Raw genomic sequence first — 15,693 nt, forward strand, 5'->3', positions numbered from 1 at the left:
CCATCATCCCTCAGCCGATCTCGTAGACGGCGATGTCCCCGGCGCGGTGCCTGAGCCGCGCGACGTCGCCCAGCGCCGGTGCCGGGGCGTTGCGGGCCTCGTCGACGAACAGCCAGCGCACCCGGTACTGGTCGCGCAGCTTACCGATCGTCTGCGCCGACGGGGCCGAGAAGGCCGCGTCGTTGTCCGCCAGCAGCTGGGCGTTCCAGTACGGCGCCCAGACGGCGTTGACGCCGGTCGCGGCGGCCACCTCGTGGGTGCGGGCGGTGAAGCCCCAGCCCTCGATCAGGAAGCGGCGTTCGGAGTACGCGGAGAACGCGAAGTGCCGGTTGTCGCACCCGTCCTTCGGGGCGTCGCCGGCAATGAGGCAGTGCGCGTTGGTGGCCACCAGGTCGCCGGGGTCGGAGTGGTCGCGCAGCCACCGGCCCGCCTCCGCGGTGCCCGGGGGGATGAACGGCTGGTACTGCTGCACGCCGCGCCAGCCGGTCCGCCCGGCGTCGCGGGTTGTCGCGTACAGGTGCAGCGGCGTGGTGACCAGGCAGACCCCGGCGAGCATGGCGGCGTACACGGTGCCCTTGGCCGGGAAGGACGAGCGGTGCACGACGTACGCGGCGACGCCGAGCAGCGCGAACACCGCCAGGTACGGCCAGACCAGGTGGAACGCCGTCTGCGCCGCCCCGCCGACGGCCGACGGGCGCGGGGTCCGTTTCGGGTCGGCCTCGTGCACCACGACCAGGATCGCGGCGCCGGTGAAGATCGCGCCGTACACCCACAGCAGCATCCGCCGGACCGGCACGCCGGTGGGCGTGATCAGGGCGAGACCGGCCACCGCGGCGAGCGACAGGTACGGCCGCCCGGACACCATGAACCAGCCCTCGGCGCCGCCCTCGTGCCCGAAGACCAGCAGCGCCCCGATGCCGGACAGGCCGATGCCGGCCATGAGCACGACCGGGTCGGCGGGGACGTCCGGGTCCGGCCGGCGGCGCCTGGCGAGCCTGGCCAGCCCGATCAGGCCCGGCCAGATGCACGCCCAGCAGGCGAACGTGATCAGGGTGACGAGAGCCAGCCGCCACGCCGGCCCGGTGTCGGGCAGCGCGAACGCGGCCGTGTAGGGCGCGCCGGAGATCCGCGCGAAGTGCAGCGGGTCGATCGCCAGGCCCTGCGCGGCGCCGCCGAACAGCACGAACTGCGCGAACAGCAGCGCGACGAACGCGATCCCGGCGGCGATCAGGGCGGCCGGGTGGACCCGGCGGCGGGTCACCAGCCGCACCGCGATGACCAGCAGCAGGCCGGCCAGCAGCATGGGCAGGAACGTCGCCTTGCCGCCGGTGACGGCCGCGGTCAGCAGCACCACCAGGACCCACCGCCGGCGGCCGGGCACGGTGAGCACGTCGACGAGGACCAGGGCGAGCCCGGCGAACAGGATCGCGCCGAACGTCTGCGTCGGGCTGGTCCACATCTGGGCCCGCAGCGACGAGCCGTCCTCGTAGGCGTTCGTGCCGAAGGTGGAGAACCAGCCGTCGAGGCGCCACTGGTACGGCGTCGGGGTGAGCACGAAGTAGGTGGTGACCGCGGCGGCGGCGCCGGCCCACCACCGGCCCGTGAGCCGCCGGCCGAGCACCGCCATCAGCAGCAGGAACCCGAAGACCATCGGCAGCGGGGACAGGCGCAGCAGCAGCACCTGCGGCTCGATCCCGGTGAGCCACGAGGTGGAGGCCATCTCGGCGTAGACGAACCAGTGGTAGAGCACCGGCTGCTCGGGCAGCCACGGCGAGGCGAGCGGCATGTGGTGCCTGGCCTCGCCGAGCAGCGCCAGGTGGAACGGCGAGTCGATGTCGGGGCTCAGCATGCCGGGCCCGGCGAGGTCGTGCGTGCGGAAGAACCGCACGGCGCTCCAGTAGAAGAGCACCAGCGCGGAGCCGGACAGGATCGCCGAGAACCAGAACGGGGTCTTCTCCCCGGCCCGGCCGGTGCCGCGCCAGTGCCGCCGCAGCCCCGGTACGAGCAGGAAGACGGCGATCGTGACGACCGGCCAGGCGGCGGTCAGCAGCGGCAGCCCGATCGCCCTGGCGCCGGCGTACGCCATGACCTCGCAGGAGTAGCCCACGGCGAGGCCGGCGGCCACGTCCTCGACGAACCAGCCGGGCCGGCCGCGGACCGCCCGCCAGAGCAGCGTGCCCGGCAGGATGATTCCCAGGGCGACGTAGCCCGCGAAGACCGCGGTGGTCCAGACCGGCACCCCGTACCACGCCAGCCCGGTGAGGATCAGCCCGCCGAGCACCGCCGGTGGCGTCCAGGCGGCCGGCACCCGCCGGGTCGTGACCGGCGCCGGTGCCGCTGACGTGGGCTGTTCTACGGTTACTGCCACGTGATCCGCCGTTCTCGAGACGACCGTCGCACCCTGTTAACGCGTCATGGACCGTCCGGGGCGTGCGTGCCGTGCTCCCGGCGGTCGACCAGAGCTGCTATACCGTCCAGGACACGGGCTAATCCGAATTCGAAGTCGGTGTCTGGTGTCTCGTCCGGCATGTCCAGTATGCCGGTTGCCAGCAGCCGGCCGATCGCGGGAAACCGCAGCGGGTCGACGACCTTGCCGAGCAGCTGCCCGTAGGTGAGCATCGCCTCGTCGGGGGTCGTGCCGGACGCCTGCGCGGCCGCGGTGATGTCGGCGGTCAGCAGCGCCCAGTTTCGCGTGATGCCGCTGATGGTCATGATCGTGGAGAGCTTCTCGGCCTCGCTGAGCGAGGTGTGCGCGAGCACCTCGAGGCCGTGGTCCATCCAGGCGACCTGCTGCGGGGTCAGCGGCGGGGTGGTGATCGGCACCCGCACGATCCAGGGATGCCGGCGCAGGGCCGCGAGGTGGGTGCGGGCGAAGCGCAGCATCCCCTCGCGCCAGCCCTCGCCCGGCGGCGCGGCCGGCGGCGGGCCGATCGCCGCGTCGACCATGAGGTCGAGCAGCTCGTTCTTGGCCGTGACGTAGCGGTACAGCGACATGGTGGCCGCGCCGAGCTCGGCCGCGACCCGGCCCATCGACACCGCGCCAAGGCCCTCGGTCGCCGCTACCCGCACCCCCGCCTGCACGATCCGGTCCAGGGTCAGCCCGGGTTTCGGGCCCTTGCCCGGCCGGGTGCGGATCCCCCAGGCGGCGGCGAGGCTCTGGGGCAGCTCAGTGTCCATTGACTCGGATTCTACTTCTGCGTATAACTTACGCAGTAGTGCGTACGACATACGCATTAGAATCTTGGAGGACGGGGATGTCTCTCGCGGTCGAGGCCAGTGGCCTCACGAAGTCCTACGGCAAGCTCGACGTCCTCACCGGCGTCGACCTCGCGGTGCCCACCGGCACGGTGTTCTCCCTGCTCGGGCCCAACGGCGCGGGCAAGACGACGACCGTGCGCATCCTGGCCACCCTGCTGCGCCCCGACGGCGGCACTGCCCGCGTCGCCGGCTACGACGTGGTGCGGCAGCGCCGGCAGGTGCGCGGCGCGGTCAGCCTCACCGGGCAGTACGCGGCGGTCGACGAGCTGCAGACCGGCGCGGAGAACCTGCGGATGATGGGCCGGCTCAGCGGCCTGAGCGCCGCCGCCGCCACCCGCCGGGCCGCGGAGCTGCTGGAGCGCTTCGACCTCGGCGCGGCCGGCGACCGCCGGGCCGGCACCTACTCCGGCGGCATGCGCCGCCGCCTCGACCTCGCGGCCGGGCTCGTCGGCACCTCGTCGGTGATCTTCCTCGACGAGCCGACCACCGGGCTGGACCTCACCAGCCGGCAGGCGATGTGGCAGGTGATCGCCGGGCTCGTCAGCACCGGGGTGACCGTCTTCCTCACCACGCAGTACCTGGAGGAGGCCGACCGGCTCGCCGACCGCATCGCCGTGGTCGACCAGGGACGGGTCGTCGCCGAGGGCACCCCCGCCGAGCTGAAGCGCCGCTTCGGCGACCAGCGCCTCGACCTGGAGCTGGTCGACCGGGCCGGCTGGGACGCGGTGCTCGCCCACCTCGGCGGGCGGGTCGTGCAGCACGACGCCGACCGGCTCACCGTCGGCGTCACCACCGACGGCAGCGCCGCCCATGTCCGCGCGGTCCTCGACGAGGTCGACCCGGGCCGCACCGCCGTGCGCCGCTTCTGGCTGCACAGCGCCACCCTCGACGACGTCTTTCTCGCCCTCACCACGACGTCGCGTACCTCGTCACCCGCCAAGGAGCTCGCCGATGTCTAGTGCCACCGTCCCCGTCCAGTGGCTGACCATGGGCGGCCGCTCGCTGCGCCTGGGCCGCCGCAACGTCGAGGCGATCATCATGTCGCTGGTCCTGCCGGTGATGCTGATGGTCGTCTTCGTGTACCTCTTCGGCGGCGCCATCGACACGGGCACCGCCTACGTCACCTACGTCGTGCCCGGCGTCATGCTGCTGTGCGTGTCGTTCGGCTCCGGCATGACCGCGGGCTCCGTGGCCAACGACATGACCGGCGGCATCATCGACCGGCTGCGCTCGCTGGACGTCGGCGGCCCGGCCATCCTCGCCGGTCACGTCGCCGCCAGCGTGGCGCGCAACGTGTTCTCCAGCGTGCTGGTCTTCGGGGTGGCGTTCACCATCGGGTTCCGCCCGCACGCCTCGGCGGTGCAGTGGCTCGCCGCGGCGGGCATCCTGGTGCTGGTGATCGGCGCCGTGTCGTGGCTGGCCGCGGCGCTCGGGCTGCTGGCGTCCTCGCCCGAGGCGGCGAGCGGCTACACGTTCGGCATCACGTTCCTGCCCTACGCCAGCAGCGCCTTCGTCCCGACCGACACCATGCCGTCGTGGCTGCGCGGGTTCGCGGCCAACCAGCCGGTCACGCCGATCGTGGAGAGCCTGCGCGGGCTGCTGCTGGACCAGCCGGTCGGCTCGGCGCCGTGGAAGGCGGTCGCCTGGTGCCTGGCCATCATGGCCGTGTCGATCGTCGCGTCGGCGCTGCTCTTCCGCGCCAAGACCCGCGGCTGACGGCGCGGACCCCGCCGGGGCCGCCCTCATCGGCGGTCCGGCGGGCCCGGGTGCCTGTCAGCCGGCGGCGGGGTCCAGCCTGATCGACAGGCTGTTGACGCAGTGCCGGGTGTTCTTGTCGGTCATCCGCTCGCCCCGGAACACGTGCCCCAGGTGGGAGTCGCACCGGGCGCAGCGGATCTCCGTGCGGAGCATGCCGTGGCTGCGGTCCTCGATCTCCTTCACGGTGCCCGGGATGGCGTCGTCGAAGCTCGGCCAGCCACAGTGCGAGTCGAACTTGGCGGTGCTCTCGAACAGCTGGGCGCCGCACGCCCGGCAGTGGTAGACGCCGACGGTCTTGGTGTTGACGTATTCCCCGCTCCACGGCGCCTCGGTGCCCGCGCGGCGCAGCACCCGGAACTCGTCCGGGGACAGCCGCACGCGCCACTCGGCATCGGTGGTGGGCAGGTCGACAAGTGGCTCGGTCATGCCTCAACGGTAGGCGGCCCGCCGCCGACCGACCATTACAGCCTGAGAACCCCTTTTTGCGCTGGTACGCGCGACGTCTGCGTCCTCGCCTCGTTGGACGACGAAAGCCGTGATTCGGACTTTTCTGGCACAGTGGTCGAATAGGCGAGGTACGACAACGATGAGGCTGCTCTACAAGGCGGTTGCGGTCGGCACGGCCGGCGCCGCGGGCATGACGCCACTGACCACCGCGGCGCAGGCCGCGCCGGCGGCGCAAGAGCTGCGCGTGGACGGCTGCGGCACGTCGTGGGGCGGCACGCTGGAGCTGTGCGCCGCCGGCGAGACCTCCCACCCGGGCACCGGCCCCGCCGGCTACGGCCCGGCGGACACCAACGACTGGCGGTACGGCGGGGTCGGCACCGGCGGCCCGCTGCACCCGGGCCTGGCGGGCGGCGGCTACGGTACCGGCACTGGCAACGGCACGCCCGGCGGCAACGGCGGCACGACTCCCGGCGGTGGCGCCGGCAACGGTACGCCTGGCGGCAACGGTGGCACGACACCCGGTGGCGGCACCGGCAACGGGACTCCAGGCGACACGCCCGGTGGTGGCGCAGGCAACGGCACGCCCGGTGGTGGGGGTGCCGCACCCGGCACGACACCCAGCGGCACCGGCACCGGCACCGGCGGCCCCGGCGTCGCGGCCGTGCCCGTGGGCTCCTGGGCGGGCCCGGCCACCGGCACCGCGGCCGGCGCGCTGCCCGTGACCGGCACGTCGTCGATGATGACGACGATCGGGTTCGGGTTCATCATCGGCGGAGCCGGCATCCTGTACCTGACGCGGCTCGGCGACCGGGGCGAGGAGCAGGGCCGCGGCCCCGCCCGCAAGGGCCCCGGACCCAGGGACGGCCGCCCCGCGACGCCGCAGCCCCGCCGCCGCCCCAGCCCGCAGGCCACCCGCCGCTCGTGAGCGTGAGCGTGGGCGCGGCGGCGGCCGGACCGGTGTCGCGGGTCCCCGCGGGCCCGGCCGGCGCGTAGGGTGCTTGGCATGGCCAGTGCGCTGGAGATCGAGGTGGCCGGGCGGCCGGTGCGGTTGACCAGTCCCGACAAGGTGATGTTCCCGGAGCGCGGCTTCACGAAGCGCGACGTCTTCGAGTACTACGTCGCGGTCGGCGACGGGATCATGCGGGCGCTGGGCGACCGGCCGACGACGCTGCAGCGGTTCCCGGAGGGGATCGGCGGCGAGACGTTCTTCCAGAAGCGGGTCCCCGTCAAGGGCGTGCCGCCGTGGCTGGAGACGGCGCAGATCGCGTTCCCCAGCGGGCGCAAGGCTGACGAGCTGTGCCCGGTGGACCTCGCGCACGTGGCCTGGGCGGCGCAGATGGGCACGATCGTGTTCCACCCGTGGCCGGTGCGCAGGGCGCACGTGGACCACCCCGACGAGCTGCGCATCGACCTCGACCCGCAGCCGGGCACCGACTTCGCCGACGCGGCCGTCGTCGCCGGCGAGCTCAAGGCCGTCCTTGACGAGCTGGGCTGGAAGGGCTGGCCGAAGACCAGCGGCGGGCGCGGCGTGCACGTGTACGTGCGGATCCAGCCGCGGTGGACGTTCGTGGAGGCCCGGCGGGCCGTGATCGCCCTGGCCCGTGAGGTCGAGCGGCGCCGGCCCGACCTCGTGACCACCAAGTGGTGGAAGGAGGAGCGGGGCGAGCGGGTCTTCGTCGACTTCAACCAGATGGCGCGGGACCGCACGATCGCGTGCGCGTACTCGCTGCGGGCCAACGCCCGGGCCACCGCCTCGACGCCGCTGCGCTGGGAGGAGCTGCCCGACGTCGAGCCCGACGACTTCGACCTGCGCACCGTGCCGGAGCGCATCGCGCGGCTCGGCGACGCGCACGCCGGCATCGACGACGTCGCCCACGACATCACGCCGCTGCTGGAGTGGGCGGAGCGCGACGCCGCGAACGGCGAGGGCGACATGCCCTACCCGCCGGAGTACCCGAAGATGCCGGGCGAGCCGATGCGGGTCCAGCCGAGCCGGGCCAGGGCCGTGGAGCCCGTCGACTAACGCTACTTGTCGCAGGTGAGGTTGGCGGTGGGGACCCGCAGGTCGATGAGGTACCGGTTCACCGCGTCGATCACGCAGCCCGTCTTCGGGTAGGCCGTGTGGCCCTCGCCCTTCCACGTGACCAGCGTGCCGGTGCCCAGCATCTTCACCAGGGCGGGCGCCTGCTCGTACGGGGTCGCCGGGTCGCCGAGCGTGCCGATGACCACGATCGGCGCGGAGCCGGTCGCCTCGCCCGCCGGGTACGGGTCGCGCTTGCCGGGCCACTGCGCGCAGATCAGGTTCAGCGCGAGCGCGCCGCCGAACAGCGGGTACTTCGACCGCCACAGCGGCTGCAGCGCCCGGGCCTGCTCGACCGTGGGCGTGTCGTCGCTGTCGGCGCAGCCGACCGCCGCGTTCGCGTCGAACATGTTGGTGTATTTACCCCGCGGGTCGCGCTCGGCGTAGGAGTCCGCCAACTGGAACATCCTGTCCGGGTTGCCGCCGCGCAGGTCCTGCATCGCCTGGGCGAGCACCCGCCAGCTGGACTCGCTGTACAGCGACGACACGACCGCGGTGAACACCCAGCCGGCCGTCGCCGTGCGCCCCTTGCCCCGCACCGGGGCCGTCCGGGCGTCGGCGATCGCCTTCGTCACCACGGCCCGCGGGTCGGGGCCGATCGGGCAGGCGCTGGCGTTGGCCTTGCACCAGGTGCTGAAGTTGTCGAAAGCGTGCTCGAACCCGGCCGCCTGCTTCTCCGCGGAGTCCTGCATCGACAGCGCCGGGTCGACCGCCCCGTCGAGGACCAGCGCGCGCACGTTCTTCGGGAACAGCTGCGCGTACACCGCGCCGAGCAGCGTGCCGTAGCTGTACCCGAGATAGGTCAGCTGCCGCTCGCCGACCGCTGCCCGCAGCGCGTCGATGTCGCGGGCCGTCTGCTCGGTGGAGAAGTAGCGCAGGGTGTCGCCGTACTTGTCGCCGCAGCTCTGCGCGAGCTTCCTGGCCAGCGCGACGGACTCGGCGAACGCCGCGTCGGTCTGCGGGTCGGGGTCGATGCCGAAGTTGGCGTCGAGGTCGGCGTCGGAGAAGCATTTCACCGGCGAGGACCGGCCGATGCCGCGCGGGTCGAAGCCGATCACGTCGAAGCGGCGCACGACCTCGGCCGGCAGGTACACCGAGCGGTAGACGGCATACTCGAAGCCGGACGCGCCCGGCCCGCCCGGGTTGATGAACAGCGACCCGACCCGGTCCCGCTGCGTGGTGGACCGGCCGCGGACCAGCGCGATGTCGAACGTGCCGGACCCTTCCGGGTTCTGCCAGTCCTGCGGGACCTTCACCGTGGCGCAGTCGTACTTCACGTTCTGCGGCGGGCTGGCGAACACACCCTTGTACACGTCGGGGCACGGCGTCCACTGCGCCGGCTCGACCTTCACCCCGGAGGACGTGGCCGGCCCGGCGGCCGGCGCGTCCAGCTGGCGCGCGTGCTGCCTGGGTGCCGCAGGCGCGCCGCAGCCGCCGAGCAGCGCCGCGACCACCAGTGCCGGCAGCAGCCGCGAGCGTCTCAAGGCCGCCCCGCCAGCACGGACTCGACGTCGAAGCGGATCGGCCGGTCCAGCTGCTCGTAGGTGCACGACCGCGGCTCCCGGTCCGGCCGCCAGCGCTTGAACTGGGCGGTGTGGCGGAACCGGTCGCCCTCCATCGCGTCGTAGCCGACCTCGACGACGAGCTCGGGGCGCAGCGGCACGAACGACAGGTCCTTCTTGCCCGACCAGCGGCTCAGCCCGCCCGGCAGCCGGGTGGCCCCGTCGGCCGGCACCGCGTCCAGGCTGGCGGCGGCCTCGCCGGGCGCCTGACCCGCCCAGTTCCACGGGTGCTCGACGATGCCCTCGCGGTACGGCGCGAGCTCCTCGACCAGCTCCGCCCGCCGCTCCCGGGTGAACGACGCGGACACGCCCACGTGGTGCAGGCGGCCGTCGTCGTCGTAGAGGCCGAGCAGCAGCGACCCGACGATCGGCCCGTCCTTGTGCCACCGGAACCCGGCGACCACGGCGTCGGCGGTCCGTGCGTGCTTGATCTTGTACATGGTGCGCTTGCCGGGCTCGTAGGCGCCGCCGCCGGGCTTGGCGATGACCCCGTCCAGCCCGGCGCCCTCGAACCGGTCGAACCAGTCGCGGGCCGTGTCGATGTCGGTCGTCACCGGCGTCACGTGCACCGGCGCCCGCACCCCCGACAGGGCCTCGACGAGCCGGGCGCGGCGGGCCGAATAGCCCACCTCGACCAGCGCCTCGTCGCCGATCGCGAGCAGGTCGAACGCGACGAACGACGCCGGCGTCTGCTCGGCGAGCAGGTTGACCCGCGACGCCGCCGGGTGGATGCGCTGCCCGAGCAGCTCGAAGTCGAGCTTCGGCTCGCCGGAGTCGCGGCGGATCACGATGATCTCCCCGTCGACCACGCACCGCGGCGGCAGCTGCGCCAGCACCTGCGCGACGACCTCGGGGAAGTAGCGGGTCAGCGTCTTGCCGCCGCGGCTGGCGAGCTCGACCTCGTCGCCGTCGCGGAACACGATGCAACGGAAGCCGTCCCACTTCGGCTCGAAGCTCATCCCGTCCGCCTTGGGCAGGTCAGGAATGCTCTTGGCCAGCATCGGCTCAACGGGCGGCATCACCGGCAGATCCACGGTCCTACAGTAACCGGATCCGCGATGTCGCAGGCCCCGGGTCGCGCCGGGCGCGGCGCCGTCAGAAGCGCGCGAAGCTGCGCAGCGGCATTCTCGGGCCGAACTTCGGCGCGGTGATGCCGGCGGCGGCGAGCAGCCCGCAGACCCGGCCGCGGTGCCCGGCGTACGGGGCGAGCAGCTCCAGCATGTGCTCGTCGGTGCCACGGGCGGCGCCGGTCAGGGCGTACGCGACGACGTTCTTGATGTGGTAGTCGCCGACGGACACGGCGTCGGCGTCGCCGAACGCGGCCCGGGTCACCTCCGCGACGGTCCACGGGCCGATCCCGCGCACGCTGAGCAGGCGGGCGGCCGCCTCCGCGATCGTGGCGCAGCGCTCCAGGCGGGTGGCCTCGGCCGCGACCCGCCGCAGCGTGTCGGCGCGCTTCTGTTCGATGCCGAACGGGTGGAACACCCAGTACGGCGCGGCGGCGATCGCCTCGGGCGGCGGGGGCAGCCGCAGCCGCGGGTTGGGGCCGGGCGCCGGGTCGGTGCTGAAGTGCCGCAGCAGGCGCACGTAGCCGTCGCGGGCCTCCTTGCCGGTGACCTTCTGGCCCAGCACGGCCGGCACCAGGTGGTGGAAGATCCGGCCGGTCGCGCCGATGCGCAGGCCGGCGTGCTCGTGGGCGAGCCGGTGCACGAGGGGGTGCTGGCGGGCCAGCTCGGCGAAGCCGGTCACGTCGTCGCGGAGCCCGGCGACGGCGTCGGCGCGCTCCAGCAGCCAGCCTGCGCCCGGGCCGTAGGCGGTCGCGACGAGCGACGATCCGGCCAGCTCCAGCCTGAGCGTCCCGGCACCGTCCGGGGTACGGGTGGCGAACCAGCCCTCCCGCACCCCGATCGACAGCGTCGGGTCGCCGTGGATGAGGGCCAGGCCGCGCAGGGTACCCGCCAGGTCGTACCGGGGCGGGGTGGGGAAGGTCCTCACCGGGCCACGGCCCTGGCAGCGGCACGGGCCAGGGCGCGGTGCAGCAGGCGGGCGTCGCCGAGCATGGCGCGCAGCTTCCGCTCCAGGCCGGCGATCGGGATGAGGTTCTGCGGCGCCCGCGGGTCCTTGTAGGCGCTGGACGCGAAGCGGGGCAGGGTGACCGCCGACAGGTGCGCGAGCGCGACCGCGTCGACCGGCAGCAGCTCGGCGGAGCACTCGGCCCGCACGATCCCCGCCCACGGCGAGCCCTCGGGCCCGGGCAGCCGCAGGTACCAGGCGAACCGGTGCCACGACGTGCCGAGCAGGAACACGGGGGAGCGCTGCCCGCCGCGCAGCGCGGTCACGACGGCGGTCAGGTCCGCCGGCAGGTACTCCACCCGGTGTGTCTTGATGTAGCCCAGCGCGCGGGGCAGGTGCGCCCGCTCCTGCAGCGGGCCGTCGACGATGAGCAGGTCACCGTCGTCGCGCTCCTCGCCGGACACGCCGACCTCGAGCGCCCGCATGTGCCGCTGGACGCCCAGCGCCAGGTCCTTCGGCTCACCCCGGGCGACCCGCCGGGCCGGGTAGCGGATCGCGCCGGCGACGAGGGGCGGCGCGAGCTCGAACGGGGTGAACAGGCCGCGCTCGATGCGGGTCGTGGCGATCGCGGCGGCGCCCCGGTCCAGGTCGCAGCGCACGACCCCGGCGGCGTACGACGCGGCGACGCCGGGATGGGTGACGCCGTCGTCGTCGGTGGCCCAGACGCGCGCGTCGATGCGCTGGACGCCGTCGACGACGAGGACGGTGCCCGGCGGGCGCAGCCCCGCCGGAGCCTCGATCGCCCGCCACGCCGTTGCCGGCAGCTCGACGTCGGCCTGGATCTGGGCGCTGCTCTGCGCCTGCGGGCCGTCGGCCGCCTCGAACGCGACCCCGTAGGAGGGGTCCCAGGCGTCGACGTGGAACTTCACAGCCCGATCCGTTCCACCCGGGCCGTGCGCGCGTCGCGGCGGACCTCGAACCTGACCGGGATCCGTTCGGCGAGGGCGCCGACGTGGGTGACCACGCCGACCATCCGGTCGCCGCGCGCGGCGAGGGCCTCCAGGGTCGCGGCCACCGTGTCGAGCGTGGACTGGTCCAGCGTGCCGAAGCCCTCGTCCAGCACGATCGACTCGAGGCTCGCGGCCGCCGTCGACATGCCGGCGAGTTGCTCCGACAGCGCCAGCGCCAGCGCCAGCGACGCCTGGAAGGTCTCACCGCCGGACAGGGTCCGCACCGCCCGGCGCAGCCCGGCGTCGTGGTGGTCCACGACGTAGAACTCGCCCTTCTCGTGGCCGAGGTCGTACTGCCCGCCCGACAGCTCGCGCAGGGTCCGCGACGCGCCCTCCACGAGCGTGTCGAGGGCCTCGGCGAGCAGCCACCGCTCGAACCGGTCGGCCCGCAGGTGCTGGGCGAGGGCCCTGGCGACCTGGCTCTCCTTGGCGACCTCGTCGCGCTGCTCGCGCAGCCGCGCCGCCTCCGCGCGGCGCTCCTCGACCCGCCGGTGCGCGGCCTCGGCCCGCTCCAGGGCGATCGCGGCCTCCCGGGACGGGTCCCCGCCGGGTGTGGGCAGCCCGGCCGCGGCGAACAGCGCGCGCAGCTCGTCGCGGACCTCGTCCACCCGCGCCTCGGCGGCCGTGACGGCCTCGGCGGCCACCGGGCGGCGGGCCTGCCGTTCCCCGGCGGCGGCGCCGGCCCAGCCGGTCAGCGCGGCCCAGGCCGCGGCGAGGTCGTCCCGGTCGGCCGGCGGCGGGCCGAACGCGGCGAGCGCGTCGCGGGCCGCGTCGAACGCCTTCCATGCCGCCCGCAGCTGGTCCTCGGCCCGGTCGGCGGCGCCGGCGGCCTTGCGGTGTGCCTCGCGGGCCTTGCGCACCTCGGCGCCGGCCCGCTCCAGTCCACTGTGGAGCTTCGCGATGGCTTCGAGGTCGCGGCGCAGGGCGTCGGGCGGCGGCGCACCGTCCAGCGCCCGGTCCAGCGCGGCCAGCCGGGCGTCGACCTGCTCGGCGTGCGCCCGGGCGGCGGCGAGCCCCCGGTCCAGGTCGCGCACCACCTTGTCCTGCTCGGTGACGACCCGTTCGGCGGCGTCGCTGCGCTTGCGGGCCGCGTCACCGGCCGCCTTGGCCGCGGCGACCGCCGGCTCGTGCGGCAGCTCCGGCAGGACCTGCACGGTCTGGGTGCACACCGGGCACTCGTCGCCGACCCGCAGGTGCGGGCGCAGCGCGGCGGCGCGGTCCACGGCGACCGCCGTCTGGTAGGCGTCCCGCGCGGCCTCGAGCGCGTCGAGGGCGTCCTTGGCCCTGGTACGGGCGGTCGCGAGGGCCCCGGTCGCCTTGCCGTGCTCGCGCTCGGCGGCGGCGACGGTCTCGTGCACGGTGACCGCCTCGGCGGCGAGCCGGTCGCGCTCGCCGTGCGCGTCCAGCAGCCGGCGCAGCGCGGTCTGGTCCCCGGCCGCCTGCAGTTCGCCGCGCAGCTTGTCCTCGCACTCCTCGGCGGCCCGGGCCGCGTCGACGGCGGCGGCGACCGCGCCCCGGGCGGCGGCCGCGCCCGCGGCCAGGGTGCCGGCGTCGGCGGGGACCCGCAGCCCGGTCAGCCGCCGGATCTCGGCGTCCAGGCCGGTCAGGGTCTCCGCGGCGGCGACCGCGAGCTTCGCCGCGTCGGCCAGCTGCGGGCTGATCCGGTCGACGTCCTCGGTGAGCGTGCGCAGCGTCGCGGCCCGTGCCTGCGCGGCGGCGAGGGCCGCGTCGTCCGTGTCGGACATCCCGGCGAGCTGCTCGGTGAGCACCTTGAGCTTCGCGTCGGCGGTGCCGCCGAGGGCGGTCGCGCGTTCGCGGATCTGGCCGTACACGTCCAGACCCAGCAGATTCACCAGGATCTTCTGCCGCTCGGCCGGCTTGGCGTGCAGGAACGCCGCGAACTCGCCCTGCGGCAGCACCACGCACTTGGTGAACTGCTCATACGGCAGCCCGATCACGGTCTGCACCGCCAGGTCCACCTCGTTGGGGGTGCCGGCGAGCACGGTGCCCATGTCCTCCGCGCTCAGCCCGCTGTCGAACCGGGACAGGTCGAAGCCGTGCGGCAGCGCCTCCAGCCCGGCGTGCTTCGTGGTGACCGCGCCCTTGCCGTCGCGGCGCACCACCCTGGCCAGCACGTAGCGCACGCCCGCGGACTCGAACACGAACCGCACCCTGGCCTCGGTCGCCGAGGGGGCGAGCGCGTTGGCGATGGCCCGGCGGTCGCCCCAGCGGGGCACGGTGCCGTACAGGGCGAACGTGATCGCGTCGAGGACCGTCGACTTGCCGGAGCCGGTCGGGCCGACGAGGGCGAAGAAGTCCGTGTCGGTGAAGTCGATCGTGGTCGGCCGCCGGAACACGGTGAACCCGTCCAGGTCCAAACGAATGGGCCGCATGTCTGCTCCTCGCCTCAGTTCCTGGCCTCTTGGACCTCGTCGTGCAACCGGTGGAACAGCTGCACCGTGGCCTCGTCGGCGTGGCCCTTCTGGCCGAGGTAGTCCGAGAACAGCTCGCCGGCGGAGCGCCCGGCCCGGGCGGCGGCCCGCCCGGCGGACGCCGGGTCCGGCAGCAGCTTCGGGTCGATGCGCACCTCCAGGGCCCTCGGCAGCAGCTCCTGGACCTCCTCGTGCAGCCCCGCCCGCGGCTGCTCCGACACGTACACCCGCAGCCACGCGTCTCCGGTGTCGAGCGTGGCCAGCTGGGCGAGAGTGCCGCGGACCGTGCGCAGCGGGGTCGCGACCGGCAGCGCCACCTCCCGCACCCGCGCCGCGGTGCTCGTGGTGACGTCGACGACGGCGACGGCGGAGAAGTTCTCCTCCTCGCCGAAGTCGATCGGCAGGGGGCTGCCGCTGTACCGGATCGGGCAGGGGCCGTTGACGGTCTGCGCGCGGTGCAGGTGCCCGAGCGCCACATAGTGCGCCGAGGACGGGAAGACCGAGGCCGGCACCGCGTAGCCCATGATGGTGTGCGCCTCGCGCTCGCCGCCGCCCATGGTCGCGCCGATCACCGTCAGGTGCCCCGTGATCAGGTTGACGGTGTCCCGGCCGAAGCCCTGGGCGAGGGTCGCGAGCAGCCCGCCGATCTGGTGGGCGTAGGACTGGGCGCTCTCCGCCGCGCTCAGGTCGAACATCTCGGCGGCGCGGACCGCGTAGCGCTGCGACACGAACGGCAGCGCGGCGAGCCGCCACTCCTCGCCGTCCTTCGTCCGCCCCGCCAGCAGCAGCTCCTCGGGCCTGGTCAGCGCGCCGCGGATGGTGATCCCGGCCGCCTCCGCCCACGGCCGCAGCGCGTCGAGGGCCTGGCCGTTGTCGTGGTTGCCGCCGATGACGACCACGTCCGCGCCCGTCTTGCGCAGCGCCGACAGCCCCCGCGTCACGATCTTCGTGGCGTCGGCGGGCGGGCTCGCGGAGTCGTACAGGTCACCGGCGACGATCACCAGGTCGGGCTGCTCGGCCTCGGCCACGTCGACGAGCGCCTTCAGGGCCGCGATGTGGTCGTTGGCCCGCGACTGTCCCTTGAGGACCTTGCCGACGTGCCAGTCCGAGGTGTGCAGGATCCGCACCGTTGG

The 15,693-nt window shown here is 74.2% G+C and carries 13 protein-coding genes; 4 read left to right on the forward strand and 9 right to left on the reverse strand.

Annotated elements, in window-relative coordinates:
• Positions 1–10: 10 nt before the first annotated feature.
• Together AB0H83_RS01725 and AB0H83_RS01730 are read right to left on the reverse strand one after the other, a co-directional pair.
• Positions 11–2,368, reverse strand: a complete 2,358-nt coding sequence (locus tag AB0H83_RS01725; RefSeq protein WP_360085132.1) for a hypothetical protein — start codon at positions 2,366–2,368, stop codon at positions 11–13.
• Positions 2,369–2,412: 44 nt separating this feature from the next.
• Entirely contained in the window at positions 2,413–3,177 is a 765-nt protein-coding gene (locus tag AB0H83_RS01730; RefSeq protein ID WP_360085135.1) for a TetR/AcrR family transcriptional regulator, read from the reverse strand.
• Between the two features lie 77 nt (positions 3,178–3,254).
• On the opposite strand from AB0H83_RS01730, the gene AB0H83_RS01735 reads away from it, so the two are divergent.
• Positions 3,255–4,217, forward strand: coding sequence for an ATP-binding cassette domain-containing protein (locus tag AB0H83_RS01735; RefSeq protein WP_360085138.1), 963 nt, complete (start codon positions 3,255–3,257; stop codon positions 4,215–4,217).
• Positions 4,210–4,974, forward strand: coding sequence for an ABC transporter permease (locus AB0H83_RS01740; protein ID WP_360085141.1), 765 nt, complete (start codon positions 4,210–4,212; stop codon positions 4,972–4,974). Before AB0H83_RS01735 ends, AB0H83_RS01740 begins: the two co-directional genes overlap by 8 nt.
• Before the next feature lie 57 nt (positions 4,975–5,031).
• Here AB0H83_RS01740 and msrB read toward each other — a convergent pair whose 3' ends face one another.
• On the reverse strand, positions 5,032–5,442 hold the full coding sequence (gene msrB / locus AB0H83_RS01745; protein WP_360085144.1) for a peptide-methionine (R)-S-oxide reductase MsrB: 411 nt from the start codon (positions 5,440–5,442) through the stop codon (positions 5,032–5,034).
• Between the two features lie 160 nt (positions 5,443–5,602).
• Here msrB and AB0H83_RS01750 point away from each other — a divergent pair, with 160 nt between their 5' ends.
• Positions 5,603–6,388, forward strand: coding sequence for a hypothetical protein (locus tag AB0H83_RS01750; RefSeq protein WP_360085148.1), 786 nt, complete (start codon positions 5,603–5,605; stop codon positions 6,386–6,388).
• Positions 6,389–6,466: 78 nt separating this feature from the next.
• Entirely contained in the window at positions 6,467–7,486 is a 1,020-nt protein-coding gene (gene ligD, locus AB0H83_RS01755) for a non-homologous end-joining DNA ligase (protein WP_360085151.1), read from the forward strand.
• Between the two features lie 2 nt (positions 7,487–7,488).
• On the opposite strand, the gene AB0H83_RS01760 is transcribed toward ligD, so the two are convergent.
• The 6 genes from AB0H83_RS01760 to sbcD form a co-directional block, all read right to left on the reverse strand.
• Entirely contained in the window at positions 7,489–9,027 is a 1,539-nt protein-coding gene (locus AB0H83_RS01760; protein WP_360085154.1) for an alpha/beta hydrolase, read from the reverse strand.
• On the reverse strand, positions 9,024–10,139 hold the full coding sequence (locus tag AB0H83_RS01765; RefSeq protein ID WP_360085157.1) for an ATP-dependent DNA ligase: 1,116 nt from the start codon (positions 10,137–10,139) through the stop codon (positions 9,024–9,026). The genes AB0H83_RS01760 and AB0H83_RS01765 overlap by 4 nt, the downstream gene beginning before the upstream one ends.
• Before the next feature lie 61 nt (positions 10,140–10,200).
• A complete protein-coding gene (locus AB0H83_RS01770) occupies positions 10,201–11,046 on the reverse strand; it encodes a DNA-3-methyladenine glycosylase 2 family protein (RefSeq protein WP_360085572.1) in 846 nt (281 codons plus the stop codon).
• Between the two features lie 50 nt (positions 11,047–11,096).
• The gene (locus AB0H83_RS01775) at positions 11,097–12,047 is read right to left on the reverse strand and encodes a hypothetical protein (RefSeq protein WP_360085160.1); all 951 of its coding nucleotides are present in this window, start codon (positions 12,045–12,047) and stop codon (positions 11,097–11,099) included.
• Positions 12,044–14,521: an SMC family ATPase gene (locus tag AB0H83_RS01780; protein ID WP_360085163.1), complete on the reverse strand. Its 2,478-nt coding sequence runs from the start codon at positions 14,519–14,521 to the stop codon at positions 12,044–12,046. The genes AB0H83_RS01775 and AB0H83_RS01780 overlap by 4 nt, the downstream gene beginning before the upstream one ends.
• Before the next feature lie 14 nt (positions 14,522–14,535).
• The gene (sbcD, locus tag AB0H83_RS01785) at positions 14,536–15,687 is read right to left on the reverse strand and encodes an exonuclease subunit SbcD (RefSeq protein WP_360085166.1); all 1,152 of its coding nucleotides are present in this window, start codon (positions 15,685–15,687) and stop codon (positions 14,536–14,538) included.
• Positions 15,688–15,693 lie beyond the last annotated feature (6 nt).

It is taken from the genome of Dactylosporangium sp. NPDC050688, from assembly GCF_040654515.1.
GTDB lineage: Bacteria > Actinomycetota > Actinomycetes > Mycobacteriales > Micromonosporaceae > Dactylosporangium.